This is a genomic window from Amycolatopsis sp. NPDC089917, assembly GCF_040684635.1.
Classification (GTDB): Bacteria; Actinomycetota; Actinomycetes; order Mycobacteriales; family Pseudonocardiaceae; genus Amycolatopsis.
This window is the reverse complement of the sequence record NZ_JBFBGL010000001.1, coordinates 102,380-124,398: the sequence shown is the minus strand read 5'-3', so window position 1 is coordinate 124,398 and position 22,019 is coordinate 102,380. Positions and strand designations below refer to the sequence as shown.

The window sequence follows — 22,019 nt, the reverse complement described above, 5'->3', positions numbered from 1 at the left end:
AAGAACCCTGACTATTGTCGGTGAATAACTACCATTCGCGTCGATACTTCACCGGTTTGGATTGTCATGGGCGTGCGCCCAGAGCGGGCCCGATCCAGCGGCGGACGAGGACTCGCAGTCGATCGTCGGTGTGCGGCGGGGTCGACGGGTACTGCAGGAACGAGAGGAACAGCCGCATCAACGTCTCGGCGAGCCCCTCGAAGTCCTCGTCGGTCGTGACGCCCACAGCCGCCCAGTCGACCGGCACGTTCCGGAGGATGCGCGAGCCGAGCGAGAAGGACTGCGACGACGTGACCGCGACGGTGAAGACGTCGGCCTCACCCGCTTTCAGGAGCAGTCCCAGGTGGGGATCCTCGGGAACCGCCCGGACACCGAACACCACGGATTCCACCGCGACCTCGGCGGCGCTGTCGAACGAGGCGAGATGCCGTTCCATCCGCCTGGCGAACTCCTCGACGCGGTCGAGCGCGACCGCTCCGAGGATGTCGGCCAGGCTCGGGAAGTAGCGATAGACGGTCTGCCGGGTCACGCCCGCCTCGGCGGCGACGTCGGAGAGGCTGGTCTTGGCGAGACCGACCCGGTCGATGCAGGCCGTCGCCGCCTCGACGATCCGGCGGCGAGCCTCCTGCTCGGTTCCGGGAGGGTTGCCCTGCCATCCGTGGTGCCCCATCGCTCCATCTTCCCCGAACGGCGAATCTCAGACGGTGGCAGGTGCCGCACGGCGCACGCGGTACAACGCGGCCAGCATCAGCCCCGCACCCGCGAAGCACGCCAAGGCGTAGAGCCCGTTCCCGACCGGGGTCCCCTCTTCGGTGATGCCGTTCTCCGCGGAGAGGTAGGCCGGCAGTGCGCCCAGCCAGAACACGGCCAGCCCGCCCAGATAGACGGCGGGATAGAACCTCGCGAAGGACTCCAACGGTTCGCCGGGACCTCGGTGCCGGACGAGGATCCAGCTGCCCGCGACCCACAGCAAGGCCAGCTCGGCACCGAGAATCCAAGCCTGCGCGGTCGTGTTCCCGTCGAACAAGCTCGACGGGAGACCGGCGATCGCCATGGTCGGCGGGGTGAGGACACCGGCCAGCAGGACGCGCCCCGCCAGTGACCAGCCGCGCCTCGGCCCGCTCGCCAGGCGCATCACCAGCCAGGTCATCGCGCCCATCGAGACGGACGCGAAGAGCAGCATGCTGTTCATGGGCACGGAATCCAGTGCGGGGTGATTGACGATCCGGTTCTCCCCGTTCCAGGCCCACCACTTCAGCTGCGGGCCGAGGTGGTCGAAGACCTCGTAGAATACCTGGCAGGCGAGAGCGACCGCCACCGAGCCGATCGCCGCGCCGCGGGCACGGAAGATCCCCAGAGACCGGACGAGCTCGTAGGCGAGCTGGCTGATCATCGGATAGAACGCGACGATGTAGAGCGGCAGCCGGTCCCCCATGAACTGAACGGTGAACCGGTTGTGGGCGAAGATGAAGCCGTACTGGCTCTCCAGGCCGAACCACTCCGGGAAGTACAGCGGTGGTTCGATGACGAAGAGGTAGACCAGCGAAGCGCACCACAACGCCAGGTTCGTCGAGTCGCCCCGACGATGACGGCGGATGGCGTGCACCAGCGCGAAGACGGCTCCGCCGACGACGAGCAGTTCCAGCAGTGGCATCGTCCAATGCGCCGCCTCCCACGGAGGGCGGATCGAGAGCCAGGGGGAAACGTCGTGGCAGTCGAAGCCGAGTCCCCGGGTGACGGCTTCCGCGTCCGGTCCGCAGACGGGGGTCATCGGGAGCCCGCCGGTGAGTAGTCCGTGACCGGCGGCTCGGCCCGGGCGTCGAAGTCGAACGGGATCCGGTGCCGTCCGAGTGCGGCGCGGATCCGGTAGCGCAGCAGTCCCGCGAGCACCCGCGGGTTGGTCATCATGTCGCGCAGCGACTCGTCGAGGTTGAACACCTTCGCGAAGTGCTCGTCGACGACGTCGTCCTCGCGGGCGGCTCCGACGATGAGCCTGAACGCGGGTCCGGACATCGCCGAGAGCAGGCGGCGTTTCCACTCCCCCGCCTTTTCGGTGCCCACGGCGCAGGCGTAACCCTGGTCCCTCGCCATCGCCAGGCTCCACGGGACGTTGAGCAGCTTTCGCTGCGCGGCGAGGAAAGCCGCGGAGAACCGGTCGTCGAGACGTTCGGCGTGAGCGAGATGTCCACGCAGCAGCAGGGCCGATCCCGCGGCGGAACTGATGCCTTGCGCGTAGAACGGGTTGAACGCGCAGATCGAGTCGCCAACGAACGCCAGGCGTTTCGGCGGGGTACGGAGCTTGTCGTATCGTCGCCACTTGTTGCCGGTCGACCGGGTCAGGTGAACCTCGGACGTCGGCGTGGAGCGGTCCATCGCGGCCGCGAACAGCGGCGCCCGCACCCGGCGGGCCGACTCGACGAACGCCTCGGTGGTCCGCGGCATTTCGAGTCCCCACGAACCCATGCAGGCGATGACGCGGTTGCCTTCGATCGGGAAGAAGTTCACCAGGAACTCGTGCTCGTCCGGATGCGCGCCCTTGTCCGGCGTCGGCATGATCACCAGGTGCTGCCACCACCAGGACCCGGGACGCTCCCCGGCTGAGGGCAGGTCGTACCAGCGCGAGGTGTAGGTGACCTTGGCGTCGAGAGTCCGCACCTCGGGCTCGGGCCAGCCCGCCGCCGCCAGCCAGGCGCCGACGGAGGACCCACGCCCCATCGCGTCCACCACGAAATCCGCGTCGACGTGCTCGTCGCCGGTCACGACCCCGGCGACTTCGCCGTCTCGTGTGGCCAGGCCGCTCACCGCGAAACCTTCGCGGATCTCGACGTTGGGCAGTTCCCGGACCTTGTCGCGCAGCACGCGTTCGATGAGGATCCGCGAGCTGTAGATCATCGTCATCGCGCTGCGTTTGCGCGCCGACCAGCCTTCGCCGTCGAGGTAGGCGGCGTCCATGGACGGCATGAGGTGTAGACCGCCGGCGGCGATGAGGTCGTCCTCGAACCCGGGGAACAACGCGCCGATCGCGCGGCGGCCGGAGTTCAGCAGGAAATGCGGATGCTTGCTCTGCGGTACCCCGCGCCGATGTTCGGCCTCGGCCGGAAGCTCGTCACGTTCCAGTACCAGGACCTGGTCGAAATACGGGGCGAGGGCTCCGGCGGTGCAGAGACCGGCGGCGCTGCCACCGAGGACGACGGCGGTCTTGCCGAGTCGCATGCGGATCAACTCCCAGCGTCATTCATACAGATTGACAACGCCTGTATGAATGTATGAATGACGTCGGAGGCTGTCAAGGAATCGGCCTCGCACAGCAGCGAGGGCCACCCGGATGCCGGGTGGCCCTCGGAGATCGTTCGGGAAACGCGTTACCAGGGAGCGGGCTGTCCGTTCTCCAGGAGAACTCCGGACGGGCCGTCATCGGGAAGCATGGCCGCGTGGACGATGTTGTTCGCGGACTCCTCCACCGAGCGCTCCGCCATCGGCATCATCCTGGTCCGCGTCGGACCGGGGTTCACCGCGTTCACCAGCACCCCGGATCCCTTGGTGTGCGAGGCCAGCATCATGGTCAGCCCGTTGAGCGCCGCCTTCGACACCGAATAGCCCGGCGCGCCGGTGAACAGTCCCCTGTCGTAGGAACCGGCGTCGCTGGAGACGAAGACCACCCGGCCCCAGCCTCGGCTGACCATCCCCGGGAGGAACGTCTGCGCGACCCGCCAGCCGCCCAGCAGGTTCACCGCCAGACTGCGTTCGACGAGGTCCAGCGGCACCGACAGCGGATCGTTGCCCGGATCGAGCAGGACACCCGCGTTGCAGATCAGCACGTCGACCTCGCCGACCCGCTCACCGGCGCTCCGTACGCTTTCGGCGTCGGTGACGTCCAGCACCTGCGACACGCCCGCTTCGCCCGCCTGCCTCGATGTGGGGACAACCCGCAGGCCCCGCCGGGCGAGCTCGGCGGCGACCGCTTGCCCGAGCCCTCGATTGGCTCCGGTGACCAGGGCGGTGCGCTGTTCGGGCATGATGCTCCTCGCTGCTCGGCGGAGTGATGGGGAACCCGGGGAATCCGCAGAGTACGCCGGTATTCCGGTGTCCAATGGCGTCCGGAAGAGGGCCTCTCCCCTTCCATCCAACTGTCCATTCCAGTCGACTGGACGGGCTTGGGTAACATCGGAGCATGAGCAAGCGCTTAGTCAGTATCGGTGACTCCTTCACCGAGGGTGTCGGCGACGAGGACCCGTCGTCCCCCAACGGCGTCCGCGGCTGGGCCGACCGCGTCGCGGAGCGGCTCGCGGCGAATCACCAGGACTTCCGCTACGCGAACCTCGCCATTCGCGGCAAACTTCTCGGGCAGGTCCTCGCGGAGCAGCTCGAACCGGCGCTCGCGTTGAACCCGGACCTCGTGACGATGTACGCGGGCGGCAACGACCTGATGCGGCCGAAGGTCGACATCGACGCCCTCATCGACGACTACGACGTCGCGGTCGGCCAGGCCGTCGCGACCGGCGCGCGCGTCGTTCTCTTCACGGGCGTCGACGGCGTCGAGGACGCCTTGTTCCGCACGATCCGGGGCCGTGTCGCGATCTACAACGAGCATGTCCGCGGTATCGCCGCCCGGCACGGGGCGCTGCTGGTGGACATGTGGGCGATGCGCCGGCTCCGCGACCGGCGGCTGTGGGCACCAGACCGGCTTCACCTCAACTCCTTGGGGCACAACGAGATCGCCATCGCCGTCCTCGACGCGCTCGGTGAACCGCACAAGCTGACGCCTGCCGAACTCGGACCGCGGCCACTGCTGAGCCCGCAGGCGCGTCGTACCGGAAACCTGCGGTGGGGCAAGGAACACGCCGTCCCGTGGATCAAACGCAGGCTGCGTGGCGAATCGTCGGGCGACACTCTCGCACCGAAGCGGCCGACGATGGATCCCTACGCCTGACGCGGCCGGAGACCGTCGAAGAGGATGCAGATCGTCCGGGCCCGCAATTCGGGCCCGGCGTGCTCCGCCGCCTTCGCGGTCCCGATGATCACCGGGATCAGCTCGTCCACGCCGAGGTCTTTGCGGACGTCGCCGGTGTCCTGCGCCCGGCTGAGGAGCACGCCGAGCGCGTCCTTCAGGCGGACACCGATGACCGAGCCCGCCGAGGGAAGGCTGACTCCGGCGGCCGACAAGGCTTCGAAGTAGGCGTTCTTGTCGTCGGCCATCGCGATCCAGCCGGTCAGGAACCCGAAGAACGCGGCGCCCGGGTCCGGCGAGTCCGCGGCAACCGTGGATTCCGCTTCGTCGACGAAGCGGTGGAGACGCGCGTAGAGGACCGCTTCCAGCAGGGCTTCTTTCGTCGGAAAGTGCCGGAACACGGTGCCGACACCGACGCCTGCCTCGCGGGCGACTTCCTCGGTGGGCGCACTGGTGCCTTTGGCCGTGAAGACGCGCTCCGCGGCCTCCAACACCCGCGTGCGGTTACGGCGGGCATCGGCTCGGAGCGGTTTTTCGTCCGTCACAGCGGGGATCCTAGACCCGTTGTCGAGACCGTCTAGTCCGGGATCTCGTCCACTACGCGCGCCAACGCTTTGGGAACCCCGGTGCGCCAGCCGCCGCCCATGATCCGGCGCGACATCCGCTGGAACTCGTCGTCGGGATCGAAACCCTCGTGACTGAGGAACAGCCGGGTGCCACGGCCCTCCGGTTCGAGCCGCCAGGTGACCGTCCATTCCGGACCCCAGCTGATACTGAGCAACCGCTCCGGCTCCACGGCCAGCACCTCGCAGGCGACCGGTCCGCCCGCGAAACCGGCGGCGGGGACGGGATCCGCGAGCAGCTCGAACCGGTGGCCCACAACGGGTTTGATGTCGTTCGGCATCCGGAGCCAGCGCTCCAGCAGTCGCGGTTCGGTCAGCGCGCGCCACACCTTCCGCGGCGGGTGCGCCAGGAACTGGTCGACGTGGATGGCCGTCGGATCCTCGTCGTTCAGAACTCCTCCTCGTCCAGCAGGTCACGCAGGTCGGCCAGTTTGCCGCGCCAGTACTGCTCGTACGGCGACAGCCAGTCGGAGACTTCCCGTAGCGGACCGGCTTCCAGGGAGTAGACGCGATTGCGGCCCTGCCGCTCTTCCCGGACGAGCCCGGCTTCGCGCAGCACCCGAAGGTGTTCCGACAGGCTCGGCCGCCGCATGTCGAAGCGGTCGGCGATCTCTCCCGCCGCTCGCGGGCCGTCGCGGAGGATGCCCAGCACCTCGCGGCGGGACGGGTTGGCGAGTGCGGCGAAGACGTCGTCGTTGACCGGCACTAGCGCGGCCAGTTCCCGTATCTGGCGGCTTCGAGCAGGTCGAAACCGAGCTTGCCGACGGAGAAGTCCCGCGCCTTGGCCTGATCGGAAACCGGCACGGTGAGAAACCGGGCATGGTCGATGCTCATGCCGCGACAATACGTAGGAGATTTCCTACATGTCAACTCCGGCCACTTCGGGAGTGGGCTCCTACAACCTCGACTTTAATAGAGGTCCAGGGATCGTGACCAGGCCCGCAACGGCTTGAGTTCGCCTATGGACGAACTTTTAGCGTCATCGCCATGAGCACGAAAACCACCGCACAGTCCTCCTTCCGCCTCGCCGTGATCATCGGGAGCGTCCGGCACGAACGGTTCGCCGACGCCATCACGGGCTGGCTGTTGACCGAACTCGCCGCGATCGACGGTCTGGAGGTCGACCCGATCGACCTCGCCGACGTCGATCTCCCGTTGCAGGGGACGCGGCCCGGCGGCACCGAGACGGCGATCAGCGCCAGGCTGCACGCGGCCGACGCGTACCTGATCGTCACCCCGGAGTACAACCACAGCTTCCCTGCCGCACTGAAGAACGCGATCGACTGGCACTTCAGCGAATGGGCGTACAAACCCGTCGCGTTCGTCGGCTACGGCGCCGGTTCGGGCGGAATCCGCGCGATCGAGCAGCTGCGGCTGATCTTCCCCGAGCTGAGGGCGACCACCATCCGCGACGCGGTGCTGCTGAACGCTCCGTGGACCCGCCTCGGCCCGAACGGCTACGAAGGCACCGAAGGCGAGCGCGCCGCGCTGGCCGGGACGATGACCGAGCTGGGCTGGTGGGCCCGCACCCTGCGCGCCGGACGGGCCGCGGATCGGGTGAGTGCGGCATGAATCGCCTGACCGCACAGGAACTGCGCATCGCGTCGGTGATCGCGCTCGGCGGCTTGATGGCCGTCCTGGACACCACGATCGTCGCCGTCGCGCTGCCGCGGTTCATGACCACCTTCTCCGCGTCGCTCACCACCATCCAGTGGGTCGCGACCGCCTACGCGCTCGCCATGGTCGCGGCGATGCCTCTGGCGGCCACCTTCGCACAACGCTGGGGTGCGCGCCGGGTGTACCTGATCGCCTTGCTCGTGTTCGCGGCGGCGTCCGCGGCCGCCGGAGCGGCAGGCGATCTGGGCTGGCTGATCGTCGCGAGGGCCGTCCAAGGGCTCGCCGGCGGCCTCATCAATCCCTTGGGCATGACCATCGGCTTCGGCACGGTGGATCCGGCACGCCGGAGCCGGATGACCACGATCACCGGGCTGCCGCTGCTGATCGGACCGATCATGGGTCCGTTGCTCGGCGGGTTCCTGCTGGACAGCCTGTCGTGGCGGGCGCTGTTCTTCATCACCGTCCCGCCCGCCCTGCTCGCCGTCATCGGAGTGCTGCGCTGGGTGCCCGCCGACACCCTGTCCCCGGAACGCTCCCCGATCGACCTCGTGGGCGGCCTGCTGCTCGTCCCCGGCGTCGTCGGGGTGGCCTACGGATTCAGCGAAGAAGCGATCGGCGCCGGGGCCCGCGCGGCGATCGTCGTCGCCGGGCTGGCGCTCATGGCCGTGTTCACCCGCCGGTCTTGGCGGCATCCCGCGCCGCTGCTGAACGTCCGGCTCCTGCGTGACCGGACGTTCGGGCGCAACGCCGTGGTCCTGGTCCTGTACGCCGCGCCGTACTTCGGCTCCATGCTGCTGATGCCCGCCTACATCCAGATCATGCGCGGCGACTCGCCCATGATCAGCGCACTGATGTCGGTGCCGGGCGCGATCGGCATGGGCATCACGATCCAGTTCGCCGCCCGCGTCCTGGAACGCTTCGGTCCGCGGATCGTCGTCGGGACCGGGCTGAGCCTCGCGATCGCTTCGACCGGGCTGACCATGCTCGTCCTCGCACCGGACACGCCGTACCTGGTGCTGGCGATCCTGGGCGTGTTCCAGGGCGCGGGCACCGGCGCGATCATGATGCCCACGATCGTGAGCGCCGGCCGGAACCTGCGTGGCCCGGATCTCGCGTCCGGTTCCGCGATCCTCCCGCTCTCCAGCACCATCGCGAGCGCGGTCGGCACGGCGGCGGTGAGCGCGTTGTTCACCGGGTTGATCGCGACGGCCACCGAAGGCCAGGGTCTCGCGGCGCTGAGCGACCCGCAGGCGGGCGTGACGCTCGTCGGGGACGTCGTCTCCGCCTATCGCCTGACCCTCATCGGTGTCCTCGCGGTGATGGTGATCGCCCTGGTCGTCAGGCTGAGGACCAGGCCGGTCCCGGTAGCCTCGGCGGTGGAACCCACGACGGTACGGAGCGCAGCATGACGACGCCGACCCCGGCACTCCCCCGGCTCGATGCCCACCTGACCATCAGCGAGGTCGCGAGCCGGGCCGGGGTCTCGGCCAACGCCGTCCGGTACTACGAGCGCTACCACGTCATCACCGCGGAACGCACCAAAGGCAACGCGCGCCGGTTCACCGTCGACGCCATTTGCCGGATCCGGCTCGCGGTCGCCGCCCAGCGGGTCGGGCTCAGCCTCGCCGAAAGCGCGGACATCCTCGCCGAGATCCCGCCGATGTCCCCCGACCTCGGAAAATGGTCCAACGCCGGGCAACGGCTCATCGACGCCGGGCAGGCTCGCATCGCCGAGCTCACCACCGTGGTCGACGAGTACCGGACGCTGGAGTTCCTCAGGCGCTGAACGGTCCTTCGGCCGGATTCGACCAGCGGAACACCGGACGGTTCTCCAGACCGGGGTAGGCCACGGCCATGCCCCGGTCAGGGGACATGGACCACAACAAGGCATCAGGCGACGCGGCATGATCCGCCCAGGCCGGGGACCACTCGGGGATGTAGCGCTCGTAGATGCGGCGAATCCGCGCGACGTCCTTTGTCTCCAGCCCCGCGGGCCCGGTCATCCGCACCTGGCGAACGTCGCCGGGTGGATCGAACGTCGCGACCATCACGGCGACTTCACGGTTCTCGCGGGCCGCGTCGAGGAACGGTGCCGGCCGGTCGCCGGACGCCGGAGAGTGGAACCACAGCCTGCCTTCCTCGGCCACGAACCACATCATCGCCAGCGCCGGGTTCCCGCGGCCGGTGGTGGTGGCGACGCTCGCCGGCAGGCGTGGCTCGTCGAGGAAGCTCTGAACGGCGAAAATCGCTTCGGTCATGCCGCCACCCTGCAACCTCCATCGCTGTCGAGGTCCAGCCCGAGCACATGAAGGCCCCCTTCTTTGCGATAGGCGCAAGGAAGGGGGCCTTCATGTACTTCAAGGGCCGATCAGCGCTGCGGCGGCGGACCGCCCTGCGGACCACCGAACGGTCCCTGCTGCGGGAACGGGCCGCTGCCCGGTCCCTGCGACGGCGGACCCTGGTACGGGCCTCCCGGCGGCGTGGCGGGCGGCTGGGCCTGCGGCAACCGGGGCGGGGCCGGCGGAGCCTGCTGCTGCGTGGGCTCCGGGGCGGCTTCCGGCTCGGGAGCGGACTTGGGGACCTTGCGCGGAGCGGGCGGCTCCTGCCGCGGCGTCGCGACGCCGAGCGCCGGGACCTCCTTGCGCGCCACGGCTTCCGCGGCCGCGACGGCCTCGGCGACCTTCGGGTCGCTGGAGGTGTCGAACCAGCCCTGGACCTCTTCGTCTTCCAGGTCCGGCTTCTCGACCGGGTCTTCCTTCGGCGGCTCGTAGCGGAACACACCGTCGTCGCCGGGGGCGCCGAGCGCGCGGGCGAAGCCTTCCAGGGCCTTGCCGTAGTCGCTCGGGATCATCCAGACCTTGTTCGCGTCGCCCTGCGCCATCTGCGGCAGGGTCTGCAGGTACTGGTACGCCAGGACCTCGGGAGTGGGACGTCCGGCCTTGATCGCCGCGAAGACCTTCTCGATGGCCTTCGCCTGACCCTGCGCCTGCAGGTACCGGGCGGCCCGTTCACCTTGCGCCCGCAGGATCCGCGACTGCCGCTCGGCCTCCGCGCTCAGGATCGCGGCCTGCTTGGCGCCTTCCGCCGCGAGGATCTGGCTCTGCTTCTGACCTTCCGCGGTCTTGATCGCCGATTCACGCTGACCTTCGGCGGTCAGGATCATCGCGCGCTTCTCACGGTCGGCGCGCATCTGCTTCTCCATCGAGTCCTGGATGGAGGGCGGCGGGTCGATCGCCTTCAGCTCGACGCGGGCCACGCGGATGCCCCAGCGGCCGGTGGCCTCGTCGAGCACGCCGCGCAGCTGGCTGTTGATCGAGTCACGCGAGGTCAGCGTCTGCTCGAGGCTCATGCCACCGACGACGTTACGCAGCGTCGTGGTGGTCAGCTGCTCGACACCGACGATGTAGTTCGAGATCTCGTAGACCGCCGCCCGCGAGTCGGTGACTTGGAAGTACACGACCGTGTCGATGGACACCGTCAGGTTGTCCTCGGTGATCACGGGCTGGGGCGGGAACGAGACGACCTGCTCGCGGAGGTCGATCCGCGCCCGCACCTTGTCCAGGAAGGGCACCAGAAACGTCAGGCCGGGAGAAGCCACCGTCCGGAACCGGCCCAGCCGTTCGATCACGGCTGACTGCGCCTGCGGCACCACCATGATCGCCTTGACCACGACGACGACAACGAACAACGCGAGCAGTCCGACGACGATGAATACCACTGTCTCTGACAACTACCTTCCCCTTACGTAGAAACCTGTTGCTGTGCGGCTCACAGCTCGGCCGAAACGACCGCGGTGGCGCCCGAGATCTCGACGACCGTCACCGATGTGCCCGGGGCGATCGGTTCCCCCGCGGTCATGCATCGTGCCGACCACACGTCGCCCGCCAGCTTCACCTGACCGGCTTCGACGTCCACTGTGGACACTACTACCGCTCGCGCGCCGATCAGCGCGTCGGTGTTGGTCTTGATGTCCGGTCCCGCGAGGAACCGGCGCTTGAGGGTCGGCCGCACGAGGGCGAGCATGCCGACCGACGCGACGGCGAAGACCGCGACGTCGATGAACGGGTTCCCGGTCAACGCGGCGGAGCCGGCCCCGAACAGCGCCCCGGCGCCGACCATGAGCAGGAACAGGTCGCCCGAGAGCAGCTCGGCGATGATCAGGAGGATGCCGGCGATCAGCCAGATGAGAGCGCCTGTCATGCGTTCATGCTCCCAGATCGCGTCGATTCATACCGAAGAAGCGAAACCGACGTGACCGACGCGTGACCTTGAGTGACCTCGCGCAAACCGGTCATTCAGGACTCGTCGCCCGGGTCGGAGACGAAGTCGATGAGCCGCTCCACCGCTCCGATCAGCGGCGTTTCCAGATCCCGGTAGCTGCCGACCGCCGCCAGGACCCGCTGCCAGCCCTCCCACGGCTCGCCCCAGCCGAGCGCCTCGCAGACACCTTCCTTCCACTCCGTGCCACGCGGGATCTTCGGCCAGGCGCGGATACCGACGACCGAAGGCTTCACGGCCTCCCAGATGTCGATGTACGGATGCCCGGTGACCAGCACGTTCTCGTCGCGGATCGCGTCGACGATCCGGGACTCCTTGCTGCCCGCCACCAGATGGTCGACCAGCACCCCGAGACGACGGCCGGGGCCGGTACCGAACTCTCCGATGCGGTCGGACAGCACGTCCACTCCATCGAGTGGTTCCACCACCACGCCCTCGACCCGCAGGTCGTGCCCCCAGACCCGCTCGACGAGCTCGGCGTCGTGCTTGCCTTCCACCCAGATGCGCGAATCGCGCGCGACCCGGGCCTTGAGCCCCTGGACCTGGACCGACCCGGACGCCGAGATCCGCCGGGCAGGCGTCTTCGAACCCGCCTTGGCGGGCACCAGCGTGACCGGTTTGCCTTCGAGCAGGAAGCCCGCGGGGTTCAGCGGGAACACGCGGTGCTTGCCGTGCCGGTCCTCGAGGACCACGTTGCCGTACTCGATCTTCACCACGGCGCCGCAGTACCCGCTGGCCGGGTCTTCGACCACGAGTCCCGGTTCGGCGGGCACCTCGGGGATCTTCCGCTTGCGCGGACCGGACAGCACGTCGTCGTAGGAATGGGAGCGCACGGCGGACGACGCTAGCGGTGCCCGGGCCCGGCGTCTGCCCGCCACGCCGGTCAGGCCGCCATGAGGAGCATCGCCTCGACGAACGGGGTCCGTTCACCGCGTTCGAGCGGGCGCATCACGAACAACGGCGAGAGCGCGACGCACCACGCCCGCGTCCGCTCGGCGTCGAAGCCCGGCAGGTGCGGGGCGATCGCGTCGAAGCCGTCTTCGAGCGTGCCGCCGTCCCGCATCGGCAGCGTGACCCAGTCGGCGAGGTCGAAGGACGGGTCGCCGACGCTCGGACGCGGGTCGATCGCGACCGCTCCCCTGCCCGGTCCGCCGTCGAGGACGTTGCCGGGGTGCAGGTCGCCGTGCACGATCGCGTTCCCTCGCCCGTCGGTCGCGAGGGCGAGCGCTCGCCTCCTCGCGCGATCAAGAGCGTCCATCGACAACGTCGCTTCGGCGACCGACCCGCGGAGACCGCGCTCGGCAAGCCATACATGAAGACGACCCGGTCTTCCAGCGTCGAGAAGCCAGGCGGCGGGGCCACCGCGTGGATCTGGGTCAGCAGGTCGCCGACCTCGGCCCACGGGACGTCCGCCGCCTCCAGCAGTTGCGTGCCGGGATCGATGCCCTCCAGCAGGATCGCGCCGTCGGAGATCTCGGTGGCGAGGACCTGCGCGACCCGTGAGCAGCCGTCCCACGCCCGCAAAGCGGTGGCCTCGGATTCGGCGATCGAGTGATCCGGGGTCAGCTTCAGGACCTTCTTCGCGCCGTCGTCCCCCGCACAGATCAAGGTGCGGCCGGTGTTGCCCGGTTTCGCGTCGACGACGGTCAGACCCCAGCGCTCGGACAGCCGCGCCACCAGCGCGGGAAGATCGTCGCACCACGTCGCGACGTCTTCGCCGAAACGCTTGATCAGACGCGTGCGCGCCTGATCGTCCAAGACGTTCAAAACAGCGGCCAAGGGATCGCGCGCCAGTCGTCACCGGGCTCCGGGAAGACGCCCTCGGCGAGCAGCAGCTCGGTGCGCTCGGCCAGCGCGCGGATCTCGAAACCGGTGAGGTGCTCGCTCAGCGCGTCGCCGAGTTCGCCGTCCAGCCGCTCGCGCAGTCCGCGCAGCTTTCCGACCTCGTCCCCGGTGAGCCGCTCGCCGATCCAGCCCCAGAGCACCGTCCGCAGCTTCGGATCGGTGTGCAGGCAGATCCCGTGGTCCACCCCGTAGACGCGGCCGTCCGCGCCGGCGAGCACGTGGCCACCCTTGCGGTCGGTGTTGTTGACCACGATGTCGAGCAAGGCCAGTTCCCGCATGCCCTGATGGTTCGCGTGCGCGAGCACCGCGGGCTCACCGTCGCGGTCGTGCGCGTGCAGCACGACGCGCCAGTCGTCCGGCAGGCTTTCCGGGGCGCGGACGTCGACCAGCTCCTCTTCGGTGGTCTCGATCCACAGCTGCACCATGCCGGGCCCGAACGGCCCGTCGCGCAGCACCGTCGGCGGGATCGCGCCGAGCCCGGACGCTTCGGCCACCATGGCCGTCGCGACCTCGCGGCCGGCGAGCGTCCCGTCCGGGAAGTCCCACAGCGGCCGCTCGCCCGACACCGGCTTGTACACGACGTTGCCGCTCACGCCGTCGAGTTCGATCGTGCAGAAGAGCGTGACGTTGGAGGCGTCGACGAGCCTGCCTTCGACGTCGATCTTGCCGCGCGTCACCAGCTCCCGTGAGGTCTCCGACACCTCGTCAGTCCTCGAGGACGTCGACGTCGCGCCGGTACCCGTTCTGGCGCGGGCAGATGTGGCCCGCCGGGTCGAGCGGCTCCGCGCACAGCGGACACGGTTTGCGCCCGGCGTTGACCACCCTGTCGGCGCGTTCGGCGAACGCGCGCGCCGCGCCGGGGGTCAGGAAGACGCGGACGGCGTCCGGCCCTTCTTCCGTGTCGTCCAGAACGACCGTTTCATCCACCTCGCCTTCCGTCATCGCGAGCAGCTCGATGACGACGGCGCTGCTGTCGGCGTCCCAGCCGAGCCCCATCGTTCCGACGCGGAACTCCTCCTCGACCGGGACGGTCAAGGGGTCGACGTCGAGGAGCTCGTCGGGCGCGTCGTCCGGAACGTCCGCGCCGAACCGGCTGGCGACCTCTTCCAGCAGCGAGCCGAGCCTTTCGGCCAGGACCACGACCTGCTGTTTTTCGATGGTCACACTGATCGTGCGGACGTCCTCGGACGCCTGGAGGTAGAACGTGCGGTCGCCGGGCTCACCGACGGTTCCTGCGACGAACCGGTCGGGCTGGCGGAAGACGTGGATTACGCGAGACATGGCACCTTTGACACTAGGCCACGACCCCATGATCGGCATCCGCCGCCCCACGGTTCCGCCCAGGGCGAAACCGCTCGACAAAACCGCCCGTCCTGGCAGTGCCCCACGCCACCGCGGGCAAAGGGACGCTCCTAGTCTTCAGCTGTGGTTGAGATCGCCCCTTACGGCACCTGGACGTCTCCCCTGGCAGCCGCGGATGTCGCGGCCTCGGGAGTCAGCGCGCAATGGCTCGCGACGGCGGGAGACGAGGTCTGGTGGGCCGAAGCGAGAACAGGGGAAGGCGGCCGCGTCACCCTCGTGCGATCCCGCGCGGACGGCACGACCGAAGACGTCCTTCCCGCTCCCTGGAACGTCCGGAACCGCGTCCACGAGTACGGCGGCCGCCCCTGGCTCGTGCTCGGCGACGTCCTCGTCTTCACACACTGGGCGGATCAGCGCGTCTACCGCCGCGACCTGACCACCGGCGAGACCACGCCACTGACACCGGAGCCCGCGACCCGGCACGGGATCCGCTACAGCGATCTCCGCCCCGGCCCCACCGGCGAGGTGTGGCTGGTCCGCGAACGCAGCACCGGCCCCCGGCGCGTCGACATCGCCCGCGACCTCATCGCGGTCCCGCTCGACGGCGGCCCGGAACGCGTCCTGACCGCAGGCCATCACTTCCTCACCGCGCCGCAGCTGTCCCCCGACGGGACGCGCGCGGCGTGGCTCGGCTGGGACCACCCCGCGATGCCTTGGGACGGCACGGAACTGTGCGTCGCCGAGATCCGCGAGGACGGCACCTTCGGCCCTCACCACGTCCTCGCCGGCGCAGCCGACGTCTCCGTCTGCCAGGTCGAATGGGAATCCCCGGACAGCCTGCTCGCGCTCCTCGACCCGGACGGCTGGTGGAACCTGCACCGCGTCGGCCTCGACGGCGGCATCACGAACCTGGCGCCGTGCGAACGGGAGATCGGCGGTGCGCAGTGGAAACTCGGCGCACGCTGGTTCACCCCACTCGGGGACGGCCGGTACGCCGTCATCGCGTCCGGCCGCCTCGCCGTCCTCGACGAGACGACACGGGAAGTGACCCCCGTACCGGTCGCCGAGGACCTGACCACGTGGTCCACCAACGGGTTCGCCGTCCACGAAGGCAGCGTCGTCGGCGTCGCGGCAGGCCCGGCGTGCGAAGGCGCCGTCGTGAAGGTCGACCTCGAAGACGGGACCGTGACCGAACTCGCGACGGCGTCCGGACAACCCTCACCCGCCTACCTGTCGACGCCGGTCGAGCGGATCTTCAAAAGCGACGACGGCGCCCGGATCCCGGCGTTCGTCCATCTGCCCGCGAACGCCGATTTCGCCGCGCCCGAGGGCGAACGGCCCCCGCTGCTCGTGTACCCGCACGGCGGACCGACCGGCCGCGACAGCGCGGTGCTCGACTTCGAGATCGCCTACTTCACCAGCCGCGGGATCGCCGTCGTCACGGTGAACTACGGCGGCTCGACCGGCTACGGACGCGCCTACCGCGAACGACTCCGGGAGCAGTGGGGCATCGTCGACGTCGCCGACTGCGTCACCGTCGCCGAAGCCCTCGCCGCCGAAGGCACCGTCGACGGCGACCGGCTCGCCATCCGCGGCGGCAGCGCGGGCGGGTACACCTCCGCCGCGTCGGTGACCACCACCACGACCTACCGCGCGGGCACCGTCATGTACCCGATCCTCGACCTCGGCCAGTGGACCGGAGACGGCGGCGAGACGCACGACTTCGAGTCCCGCTACCTCGACGGGCTGATCGGACCGCTGCCGGAGACCGCGCGGCGCTACCGGGACCGGTCGCCGATCAACAACGCGGACACCCTCGCCGGCCCCTTGTTGTTCCTGCAGGGCCTCGAAGACGAGATCTGCCCGCCCGAACAGGCGGACAGGTTCGTGGCAGGGCTGGCGGGCCGCGGCATCGAACACGCCTATCTGCGCTTCGAAGGAGAGCAGCACGGTTTCCGCAAGGCGGAGACGATCATCGCCGCCCTCGAAGCGGAGTTGTCCTTCTACGGCCAGGTCCTCGGCTTCGAGACACCCGGCGTGCCGAAGCTCCGGCTGAGCCGGTGAAACCGCCCGAAACGCGCCCGGGCGACACGATCGCCTTGGTCGCACCGGCGGGCCCGGTCCCGGCCGATCTCGTCGGCAAGGCACTGCCCGTGCTCCGCGGCTGGGGCGTCGGCGTCCAGGTCGGCGAGTGCGTCCGCGCGACTCCCGCCGGCTACCTGTCGGCATCCGACGAGGCGCGGGCCGCCGAGTTCACACGAGCCTGGCTCGACCCGAAGGTGACCTGCGTCGTCGCCGCCCGAGGCGGGTACGGCTCACAGAGAATGCTCGACCTGGTCGACTGGACGGCGCTGGCCGCGGCCGGGCCCAAGACGTTCGCCGGATCGAGCGACGTGACCGCGCTGCACCGGGCCGTGAACGTCCACTTGGGACTGGAAACGCTGTTCTCCCCTTTGCCCGCGACCACACTCTTCGACGCGGCCGCCGCCGAACACCTTCGGCTGTCGTTGTTCGAGCCGGACGCGGTACGGACGATCACCTCGGCGACGTCGTCCCCGCTGGTGCCGGGTACCGCGACCGGCACGCTCATCGGCGGCAACCTCGCCCTCCTCGCCTCGGGTCTCGGTGCTCCGGAACAGGGCTCGGCGCGCGACGCGATCGTGCTCCTGGAGGACGTCACCGAGAACGTGTACCGGATCGACCGGATGCTGACCCAGCTCCTGCGTTCCGGCTGGCTGGACGGCGTCCGGGGGTTCGCGCTAGGTTCGTGGGCGTCTTGCGGCGACCCCGAGGCGATCCGGTCACTGATGCTCGACCGGCTCGGCCTGTTCGGCGTGCCGATGGTCTGGGACTTCGGGTTCGGGCACGTCCCGGCGTCGCCGACCATCCCCCTCGGCGCGCGGGCCACCCTCGACGCCGAGGCGGGCACGCTCCAGGTTTTGCCATAACGGCAACGGAACTTGCGTCCACTTCCGGATCCAGGGCATCTTTCGGACATGGATTCCACACAACAGTTCTGGGAAGACTTCTACCGGGACAAAGACCAGGTCTGGAGCGGGAAAGCGAACCCGATCCTGGTGGCCGAGGTCGCCTCGCTGGCACCGGGGACGGCGCTCGACCTCGGCTGCGGCGAGGGTGGCGACGCCATCTGGCTCACCCAGCAGGGCTGGTGCGTCACCGCCGTCGACATTTCGGACGTCGCACTGAAGCGCGCCGCCGGGCACGCGGCCGAAGCCGGGGCCGAGGGCATCGTCTGGGAACGCCACGACCTCGCGAAATCCTTCCCCGAGGGACGCTTCGATCTGGTCTCCGCACAGTTCTTCCACTCCCCCGTCGCGGAAGACGGCGAACGGGACAAGGCACTCCGCCGCGCCGCCGAGGCGGTGGCACCGGGCGGTGTCCTGATGGTCGCCGGCCACGCGGGCTGGCCGACCTGGATGGAAGAGCCACCGCACGAGGACTTCCACTTCCCGACGCCCGCCGAGGTACTCGAAACACTGGAACTGGCCGACGGCGAATGGACCGTGGAACGGCAGGAGCTGATCACCCGCGACTTCCCCGGACCCGAGGGACAGCAGGGCACACGTTCGGACAACGTGCTCCGCGTACGACGCTCGGCCTAGCTCACAGGTCCAGCACCTCGGGTGGCGATCGCCGCGTGAGCAAGGCATGGGCGTGCTCGGTCAAGGACGACTCGGAAGCGGCGGCATGGGCTCGTAGCCGCGCCAGGGCCTCGTCGAGCGGAATACCGAGCTTCGCGGACAGGTAGCCGGTGGCCTGATGGACTTCGGCGCGACGAAGGGAAAGAGCGTTCCACGGGTCGCTCCCCATGCCGTTCAGCAACAGAAGCAGCAGGATCCGGCCGAGTCTGCGGATGTCTCGCCGTTGCGCGGTGGTCAGCACCACGGGGGTGACGCGGTAACCGGTCATGACGCCGACCGTGGCGGCGCCGAGCTGGAGCGGAACGGCGATCACGGCGCGGGCGGATGTCCGGATCGCGGCGGGCAGGAACGCGGGCCAGCGACCGTGATCGGTCAGGGTCAGGTCCGGCTCGGTCAGCACCCGGCTCTGGCGCGCGGCCTGCCAGGTGGGACCGTCACCGAGTGCGAACTGGAGTTCTTCCAGCTCGGGCCCGAGACCCTTGGCCGGGTCGCTCCACACCAGTTCGGGAAGGCCGCCATGGATCCCGCTCACCGTCAGGGCGTCCATGCCGAAGACGCGTGCGACCCCTTCCGGCACCGAACGCAGCCCGCTCCCCGTCCGCGTCGCCTCGACGAGCCCGGCCAGGACGGCGCCGACGTCGCGACCCGGCATTTCAGAGCGGCGTGATGAGTTCGGCCGGGCTCTCTCCACGCGCCACGCGGGCGGCGAGGTCCGCGAGGTTCACCCGCCGGTCCCGGGCGTGTGCGCGCAGCCGTTGGAACGCCTCTTCGACGTCGATTGCCAAGGTGGCCGCCAGCACTCCCTTGGCTTGTTCGATCACGATGCGGCCGTTCAACGCCGCCTGCAACTGGTCCACGATCTCGTCCTTGGTCTGTAGCGCCCGCCGCTGCGACAGCCAGGCGCCCGCGGCGTCGGCCAGGACCTGGGCCAGGCCCAGGTCACGCGAAGTCGGCGCCGCACGGCTCGCGCTCATCAGGTTGACGGCGCCGAGCGTGTGGTCGCCGGCCCGCAGCGGCACGGCCGCGACACGAATGATCCCGGCGCGCAGCGCCAGGGGAACGAACCGGGGCCAGCGTCGCGCGCCGTCGCCCGGTGGGTGGAGCGTGGTCGGGAAAAGGACCTCGCCGCTGCGAGTGCTGTCCACGCAGGGTCCCTCGTCCAGCTCGAACTGGTCCTGCTCGAGGCGACGGCACACCTCGTCCGAGGCGGTCAGGTAATCCACCTGGCCCACTTCGTTCAGGATCGTCGCCCCGGCCGCCCGGATCCCGAGCAGGGCGACCAGATACGTCGTGAGGTCGTGCAGGAGATCGAGGACGTCGCATTCGTGCGTGCGGGTGGCCAGATCGAAGACCGCTTCGGCGACTTTCCTCTCGCGCTCCGTCGAAGGCATGGCCCCTCCAGTCCTCCGGGGACCACACTGGCCCGGCTGTGTGGCGCATACCGACCAGTCAAGTCCTGCCCGATACCGCCGCGCCATGCCGGGAGCGCCGCAAAGGGAAAACGCTATGCAGGAAACGCAGACTTTCTCTCGTGACCGGGCCCGGAACCCCCATGTCGGACGGCAGAGCGGGCGGCTCTCTCGGTACCGTTACCGGATGCGGATGACGCCTGCGGAGACCCGGTCACGGTTCGAAGGCGAGCGGATCGCGCGGCTGGCCACGACGGGTTCGGACGGTGTACCCCATCTGGTGCCGGTGACGTTCGTCCTCGAAGGCGATTCGGTGGTGTTCGCGATCGATCACAAACCCAAGAGCACGACGGCCTTGCGGCGGTTGAAGAACATCGCCGAGAACCCGGTGGTCAGTTTTCTCACCGACCGCTACGACGAGGACTGGACCGGGCTGTGGTGGGCACGGGCCGACGGCGTCGCCCGGGTGTTGACGGATCCCGACGAGCACACGGTGCCGATGCGGCTGCTGCGGGCCAAATATCCGCAGTACGAGACGCAGCCCCCTCCCCATGCCGTGGTGAGCACGCTCGTTCACTCGTGGAGCGGCTGGCGGGCTTCCTGAGCGTTCTTTTTAGCGTTGTTGCCGTGAAGCGGCAACAACGCCATCGCCAAGGCGTATAGGTCGTTATACATTTGATCACGCCATACGCCGATCAGGGAAAACGGCAGTCAGGAGCGAGGCGCTTCGGCGGGCAGGAACTGCTCTTCCCGCTTCCCCCGCCAGGCGGAGATGATCCCCAATGGATCCGGCCGCAGCAGCGAGGCGGCCGCGTACACGCTCGCGGCGACGACACCCGCCATGAACCACCAGTCGTAGAGCGCCTGCTCCCCTGTCGGGTAGTACACCAGCGTCACGAACACCGACACCGCGACGACGACCGCGAGGTTCCGGCGGCGCCACTCGAAGGCGGACAGGACGACGAAACCCCAGGTCAGATACCACGGCAGTGACGGCGGCGGGACGATCGCGCCGGCCAGCAGGACGATCGCCATCCGGTGGATCGCCGGGTATCCCCCGTCACGGGCCAGCCACCACTGCCAGCCGGCGAAGACGAACAGGCCGACCATGGCGATCGCCCGGAACACCGTGACGAACGGCGAGACCTCGACGTCGACCACCAGGTTCACCAGCGAATAGAAGATCTCACCGATCCCGGTCGGGAAGTTCATCCAGTTGGCGATCAGCGTCGGCGCCTTGAGGCCAGTCAACCAGCCGAGGTTGACCGATCCGAGCGAGATCCACGTGCCCGCGACGAACACGGGCAGGAAGATCCCGACCGACGCCGCGCCCGCGCGGAGGAAGTTGACCACCTTCCGGTCGCCGGGCAGATGGTTCGCCCACACCCAGACCAGGAACGGCAGCGCCCACGCCGCGGTGGGTTTGATCAGCATGCCGATGGTGACCAGGACGATCGCGACGACGTGCTTGCGCTCCAGCGCGGCCAGCACACCGATGGTGAGGAAGCCCAGCATCAGCAGGTCGTTGTGCGGGCCGCCGACGAGGTGGATCACGGTCATCGGGCTGGCGATGGCGAGCCACAGCGTGATCGGCAGCTTGCCGCCGAGGTGCTTGACCAGGCGCGGCAGCGACCACAGCATGCCGACCAGGCCGATCATGAGCACCAGGCGGGTCGCGATGACGCCGGCGATCATGTCGTTGCCGGTGATCGAGACGATCCCCTTGGCGACCAGCAGGAACAGCGGGCCGTACGGCGCGGGGGTGGTCTGCCACAGCGGGTGGACGTTCTGCACGACGTCCGGCAGCACGGTCAGCTCGGCCGGGCCGTTGGCGTACGGGTCGAGCCCGTGCAGCAGCTGCGCGCCCTGCGCGAGGTACGAGAAGACGTCGCGGGTGAACAGCGGCGGCGAGACCAGCAACGGCGCCATCCAGCACGCGGCCGCGATCACGATCGGACGGCTGCCGATCCGGCCGGCCAGCGCGTAGCGGCCCAGCCGGACCCACGCCCAGATGATCAGCGCGAAACCCGTGTAAAGCATCGTGTTGGCGAGGATGCGGCCGTGGCCGTAACGGATCCACGACAACGGTCCGTGGCCCAGGATCGGGTCACGGATGAGGATGCCGCCGGCGCCGAGCGCGGCCAGCATCAGCAGCGTGCTGCCCACCGTCCCCATCGCGATGGTGCGGTACGGGAACCGGGAAGGCACCCGGAGCCGCTCGCCGAGCGAGCCGGACGAGGGCGTCTGCGGGGAGTCTGTCGTGGTCGCCATTTCGAGATTGGAGGTTACACACCGCGCCTGTGCGAGTGCGCGGCAATGGGTGTTTCCCGCGTCG

25 protein-coding genes and 1 pseudogene are annotated in these 22,019 nt (G+C 69.2%); 8 read left to right on the top strand and 18 right to left on the bottom strand.

Translation table 11 applies throughout. The features are described 5' to 3' along the window. Nucleotides 1–64: 64 nt before the first annotated feature. From AB0N89_RS00665 to AB0N89_RS00650, 4 genes are all read right to left on the bottom strand, one after another. Nucleotides 65–670, bottom strand: a complete 606-nt coding sequence (locus AB0N89_RS00665) for a TetR/AcrR family transcriptional regulator (RefSeq protein ID WP_364198709.1) — start codon at nucleotides 668–670, stop codon at nucleotides 65–67. 27 nt (nucleotides 671–697) lie between these two features. Continuing rightward, entirely contained in the window at nucleotides 698–1,771 is a 1,074-nt protein-coding gene (locus AB0N89_RS00660) for a hypothetical protein (RefSeq protein ID WP_364198706.1), read from the bottom strand. Beyond that, on the bottom strand, nucleotides 1,768–3,213 hold the full coding sequence (locus tag AB0N89_RS00655) for an FAD-dependent monooxygenase (RefSeq protein ID WP_364198703.1): 1,446 nt from the start codon (nucleotides 3,211–3,213) through the stop codon (nucleotides 1,768–1,770). The genes AB0N89_RS00660 and AB0N89_RS00655 overlap by 4 nt, the downstream gene beginning before the upstream one ends. Before the next feature lie 149 nt (nucleotides 3,214–3,362). Next, the gene (locus AB0N89_RS00650; protein ID WP_364198700.1) at nucleotides 3,363–4,016 is read right to left on the bottom strand and encodes an SDR family NAD(P)-dependent oxidoreductase; all 654 of its coding nucleotides are present in this window, start codon (nucleotides 4,014–4,016) and stop codon (nucleotides 3,363–3,365) included. A gap of 155 nt (nucleotides 4,017–4,171) precedes the next feature. Between AB0N89_RS00650 and AB0N89_RS00645 the strand changes: the two genes are divergently transcribed. Next, nucleotides 4,172–4,930 carry an SGNH/GDSL hydrolase family protein gene (locus AB0N89_RS00645; RefSeq protein WP_364198697.1) on the top strand — a complete coding sequence of 253 codons (759 nt, stop codon included), beginning with the start codon at nucleotides 4,172–4,174 and terminating at the stop codon, nucleotides 4,928–4,930. Here the strand turns inward: AB0N89_RS00645 and AB0N89_RS00640 are convergent. The 4 genes from AB0N89_RS00640 to AB0N89_RS00625 are packed head-to-tail and all read right to left on the bottom strand — an operon-like array spanning nucleotide 4,921 to nucleotide 6,405. Further along, nucleotides 4,921–5,493 (bottom strand): TetR/AcrR family transcriptional regulator, encoded by a 573-nt coding sequence (locus tag AB0N89_RS00640; protein ID WP_364198694.1) that lies wholly within the window; start codon nucleotides 5,491–5,493, stop codon nucleotides 4,921–4,923. The genes AB0N89_RS00645 and AB0N89_RS00640 overlap by 10 nt on opposite strands. 32 nt (nucleotides 5,494–5,525) lie before the next feature. Then, nucleotides 5,526–5,921, bottom strand: a complete 396-nt coding sequence (locus tag AB0N89_RS00635; RefSeq protein WP_364199247.1) for an SRPBCC domain-containing protein — start codon at nucleotides 5,919–5,921, stop codon at nucleotides 5,526–5,528. A gap of 38 nt (nucleotides 5,922–5,959) precedes the next feature. Next, nucleotides 5,960–6,277 (bottom strand): metalloregulator ArsR/SmtB family transcription factor, encoded by a 318-nt coding sequence (locus AB0N89_RS00630; RefSeq protein ID WP_364198691.1) that lies wholly within the window; start codon nucleotides 6,275–6,277, stop codon nucleotides 5,960–5,962. Next, nucleotides 6,277–6,405, bottom strand: a complete 129-nt coding sequence (locus tag AB0N89_RS00625; RefSeq protein ID WP_364198688.1) for a hypothetical protein — start codon at nucleotides 6,403–6,405, stop codon at nucleotides 6,277–6,279. The genes AB0N89_RS00630 and AB0N89_RS00625 overlap by 1 nt, the downstream gene beginning before the upstream one ends. A 153-nt stretch (nucleotides 6,406–6,558) precedes the next feature. Here AB0N89_RS00625 and AB0N89_RS00620 point away from each other — a divergent pair, with 153 nt between their 5' ends. From AB0N89_RS00620 to AB0N89_RS00610, 3 genes are read left to right on the top strand one after another with little or no spacing between them, the layout of a single operon-like run. After that, complete coding sequence (locus tag AB0N89_RS00620; protein WP_364198686.1) at nucleotides 6,559–7,143, top strand: NAD(P)H-dependent oxidoreductase; 585 nt, start codon at nucleotides 6,559–6,561, stop codon at nucleotides 7,141–7,143. Then, complete coding sequence (locus tag AB0N89_RS00615; RefSeq protein ID WP_364198683.1) at nucleotides 7,140–8,597, top strand: DHA2 family efflux MFS transporter permease subunit; 1,458 nt, start codon at nucleotides 7,140–7,142, stop codon at nucleotides 8,595–8,597. Before AB0N89_RS00620 ends, AB0N89_RS00615 begins: the two co-directional genes overlap by 4 nt. Continuing rightward, the gene (locus AB0N89_RS00610) at nucleotides 8,594–8,974 is read left to right on the top strand and encodes a MerR family transcriptional regulator (RefSeq protein WP_364198680.1); all 381 of its coding nucleotides are present in this window, start codon (nucleotides 8,594–8,596) and stop codon (nucleotides 8,972–8,974) included. The genes AB0N89_RS00615 and AB0N89_RS00610 overlap by 4 nt, the downstream gene beginning before the upstream one ends. On the opposite strand, the gene AB0N89_RS00605 is transcribed toward AB0N89_RS00610, so the two are convergent. The 7 genes and pseudogenes from AB0N89_RS00605 to AB0N89_RS00575 all read right to left on the bottom strand — a co-directional run bounded on the left by AB0N89_RS00605 (nucleotide 8,964) and on the right by AB0N89_RS00575 (nucleotide 14,592). After that, complete coding sequence (locus AB0N89_RS00605) at nucleotides 8,964–9,446, bottom strand: pyridoxamine 5'-phosphate oxidase family protein (RefSeq protein ID WP_364198677.1); 483 nt, start codon at nucleotides 9,444–9,446, stop codon at nucleotides 8,964–8,966. The two genes, AB0N89_RS00610 and AB0N89_RS00605, sit on opposite strands and share 11 nt — an antisense overlap. 110 nt (nucleotides 9,447–9,556) lie before the next feature. Further along, nucleotides 9,557–10,906, bottom strand: a complete 1,350-nt coding sequence (locus AB0N89_RS00600) for an SPFH domain-containing protein (RefSeq protein WP_364199245.1) — start codon at nucleotides 10,904–10,906, stop codon at nucleotides 9,557–9,559. Between the two features lie 50 nt (nucleotides 10,907–10,956). Next, entirely contained in the window at nucleotides 10,957–11,388 is a 432-nt protein-coding gene (locus AB0N89_RS00595; protein WP_005151060.1) for an NfeD family protein, read from the bottom strand. A gap of 95 nt (nucleotides 11,389–11,483) precedes the next feature. Then, nucleotides 11,484–12,299, bottom strand: coding sequence for a DUF3097 domain-containing protein (locus tag AB0N89_RS00590; protein ID WP_364198674.1), 816 nt, complete (start codon nucleotides 12,297–12,299; stop codon nucleotides 11,484–11,486). A 50-nt stretch (nucleotides 12,300–12,349) separates the two neighbouring features. Continuing rightward, nucleotides 12,350–13,245, bottom strand: a pseudogene (locus tag AB0N89_RS00585) (aminoglycoside phosphotransferase family protein). Beyond that, nucleotides 13,230–14,012, bottom strand: a complete 783-nt coding sequence (locus AB0N89_RS00580; RefSeq protein WP_364198671.1) for an SCO1664 family protein — start codon at nucleotides 14,010–14,012, stop codon at nucleotides 13,230–13,232. The pseudogene AB0N89_RS00585 and the gene AB0N89_RS00580 overlap by 16 nt, the downstream one beginning before the upstream one ends. A 4-nt stretch (nucleotides 14,013–14,016) precedes the next feature. Beyond that, nucleotides 14,017–14,592, bottom strand: coding sequence for a DUF3090 domain-containing protein (locus AB0N89_RS00575; protein ID WP_364037324.1), 576 nt, complete (start codon nucleotides 14,590–14,592; stop codon nucleotides 14,017–14,019). Nucleotides 14,593–14,736: 144 nt separating this feature from the next. On the opposite strand from AB0N89_RS00575, the gene AB0N89_RS00570 reads away from it, so the two are divergent. From AB0N89_RS00570 to AB0N89_RS00560, 3 genes are read left to right on the top strand one after another with little or no spacing between them, the layout of a single operon-like run. Next, nucleotides 14,737–16,677: a prolyl oligopeptidase family serine peptidase gene (locus tag AB0N89_RS00570; protein WP_364198668.1), complete on the top strand. Its 1,941-nt coding sequence runs from the start codon at nucleotides 14,737–14,739 to the stop codon at nucleotides 16,675–16,677. Beyond that, entirely contained in the window at nucleotides 16,674–17,561 is an 888-nt protein-coding gene (locus AB0N89_RS00565; RefSeq protein ID WP_364198665.1) for an LD-carboxypeptidase, read from the top strand. Before AB0N89_RS00570 ends, AB0N89_RS00565 begins: the two co-directional genes overlap by 4 nt. 48 nt (nucleotides 17,562–17,609) lie before the next feature. Further along, nucleotides 17,610–18,236: a class I SAM-dependent methyltransferase gene (locus tag AB0N89_RS00560; RefSeq protein ID WP_364198662.1), complete on the top strand. Its 627-nt coding sequence runs from the start codon at nucleotides 17,610–17,612 to the stop codon at nucleotides 18,234–18,236. 1 nt (nucleotide 18,237) lies between these two features. Here the strand turns inward: AB0N89_RS00560 and AB0N89_RS00555 are convergent, their stop codons facing one another. Both AB0N89_RS00555 and AB0N89_RS00550 read right to left on the bottom strand, forming a co-directional pair. After that, nucleotides 18,238–18,927 (bottom strand): hypothetical protein, encoded by a 690-nt coding sequence (locus tag AB0N89_RS00555; protein ID WP_364198659.1) that lies wholly within the window; start codon nucleotides 18,925–18,927, stop codon nucleotides 18,238–18,240. Between the two features lies 1 nt (nucleotide 18,928). Then, the gene (locus AB0N89_RS00550) at nucleotides 18,929–19,666 is read right to left on the bottom strand and encodes a GAF and ANTAR domain-containing protein (protein WP_364198657.1); all 738 of its coding nucleotides are present in this window, start codon (nucleotides 19,664–19,666) and stop codon (nucleotides 18,929–18,931) included. A gap of 205 nt (nucleotides 19,667–19,871) precedes the next feature. Between AB0N89_RS00550 and AB0N89_RS00545 the strand changes: the two genes are divergently transcribed. Next, nucleotides 19,872–20,288 (top strand): TIGR03668 family PPOX class F420-dependent oxidoreductase, encoded by a 417-nt coding sequence (locus AB0N89_RS00545; protein ID WP_364198655.1) that lies wholly within the window; start codon nucleotides 19,872–19,874, stop codon nucleotides 20,286–20,288. 107 nt (nucleotides 20,289–20,395) lie between these two features. On the opposite strand, the gene mptB is transcribed toward AB0N89_RS00545, so the two are convergent. Next, nucleotides 20,396–21,955 carry a polyprenol phosphomannose-dependent alpha 1,6 mannosyltransferase MptB gene (gene mptB, locus AB0N89_RS00540; RefSeq protein WP_364198653.1) on the bottom strand — a complete coding sequence of 520 codons (1,560 nt, stop codon included), beginning with the start codon at nucleotides 21,953–21,955 and terminating at the stop codon, nucleotides 20,396–20,398. Between the last annotated feature and the right edge of the window lie 64 nt (nucleotides 21,956–22,019).

Coding starts and splice junctions, on each gene's coding strand:
- AB0N89_RS00665 (WP_364198709.1), bottom strand. CDS start 670: ATGGGGCACCACGGATGGCAGGGCAACCCTCCCGGAACCGAGCAGGAG.
- AB0N89_RS00660 (WP_364198706.1), bottom strand. CDS start 1,771: ATGACCCCCGTCTGCGGACCGGACGCGGAAGCCGTCACCCGGGGACTC.
- AB0N89_RS00655 (WP_364198703.1), bottom strand. CDS start 3,213: ATGCGACTCGGCAAGACCGCCGTCGTCCTCGGTGGCAGCGCCGCCGGT.
- AB0N89_RS00650 (WP_364198700.1), bottom strand. CDS start 4,016: ATGCCCGAACAGCGCACCGCCCTGGTCACCGGAGCCAATCGAGGGCTC.
- AB0N89_RS00645 (WP_364198697.1), top strand. CDS start 4,172: ATGAGCAAGCGCTTAGTCAGTATCGGTGACTCCTTCACCGAGGGTGTC.
- AB0N89_RS00625 (WP_364198688.1), bottom strand. CDS start 6,405: ATGAGCATCGACCATGCCCGGTTTCTCACCGTGCCGGTTTCCGATCAG.
- AB0N89_RS00620 (WP_364198686.1), top strand. CDS start 6,559: ATGAGCACGAAAACCACCGCACAGTCCTCCTTCCGCCTCGCCGTGATC.
- AB0N89_RS00615 (WP_364198683.1), top strand. CDS start 7,140: ATGAATCGCCTGACCGCACAGGAACTGCGCATCGCGTCGGTGATCGCG.
- AB0N89_RS00610 (WP_364198680.1), top strand. CDS start 8,594: ATGACGACGCCGACCCCGGCACTCCCCCGGCTCGATGCCCACCTGACC.
- AB0N89_RS00605 (WP_364198677.1), bottom strand. CDS start 9,446: ATGACCGAAGCGATTTTCGCCGTTCAGAGCTTCCTCGACGAGCCACGC.
- AB0N89_RS00595 (WP_005151060.1), bottom strand. CDS start 11,388: ATGACAGGCGCTCTCATCTGGCTGATCGCCGGCATCCTCCTGATCATC.
- AB0N89_RS00575 (WP_364037324.1), bottom strand. CDS start 14,592: ATGTCTCGCGTAATCCACGTCTTCCGCCAGCCCGACCGGTTCGTCGCA.
- AB0N89_RS00560 (WP_364198662.1), top strand. CDS start 17,610: ATGGATTCCACACAACAGTTCTGGGAAGACTTCTACCGGGACAAAGAC.
- AB0N89_RS00555 (WP_364198659.1), bottom strand. CDS start 18,927: ATGCCGGGTCGCGACGTCGGCGCCGTCCTGGCCGGGCTCGTCGAGGCG.
- AB0N89_RS00550 (WP_364198657.1), bottom strand. CDS start 19,666: ATGCCTTCGACGGAGCGCGAGAGGAAAGTCGCCGAAGCGGTCTTCGAT.
- AB0N89_RS00545 (WP_364198655.1), top strand. CDS start 19,872: ATGCGGATGACGCCTGCGGAGACCCGGTCACGGTTCGAAGGCGAGCGG.
- mptB (WP_364198653.1), bottom strand. CDS start 21,955: ATGGCGACCACGACAGACTCCCCGCAGACGCCCTCGTCCGGCTCGCTC.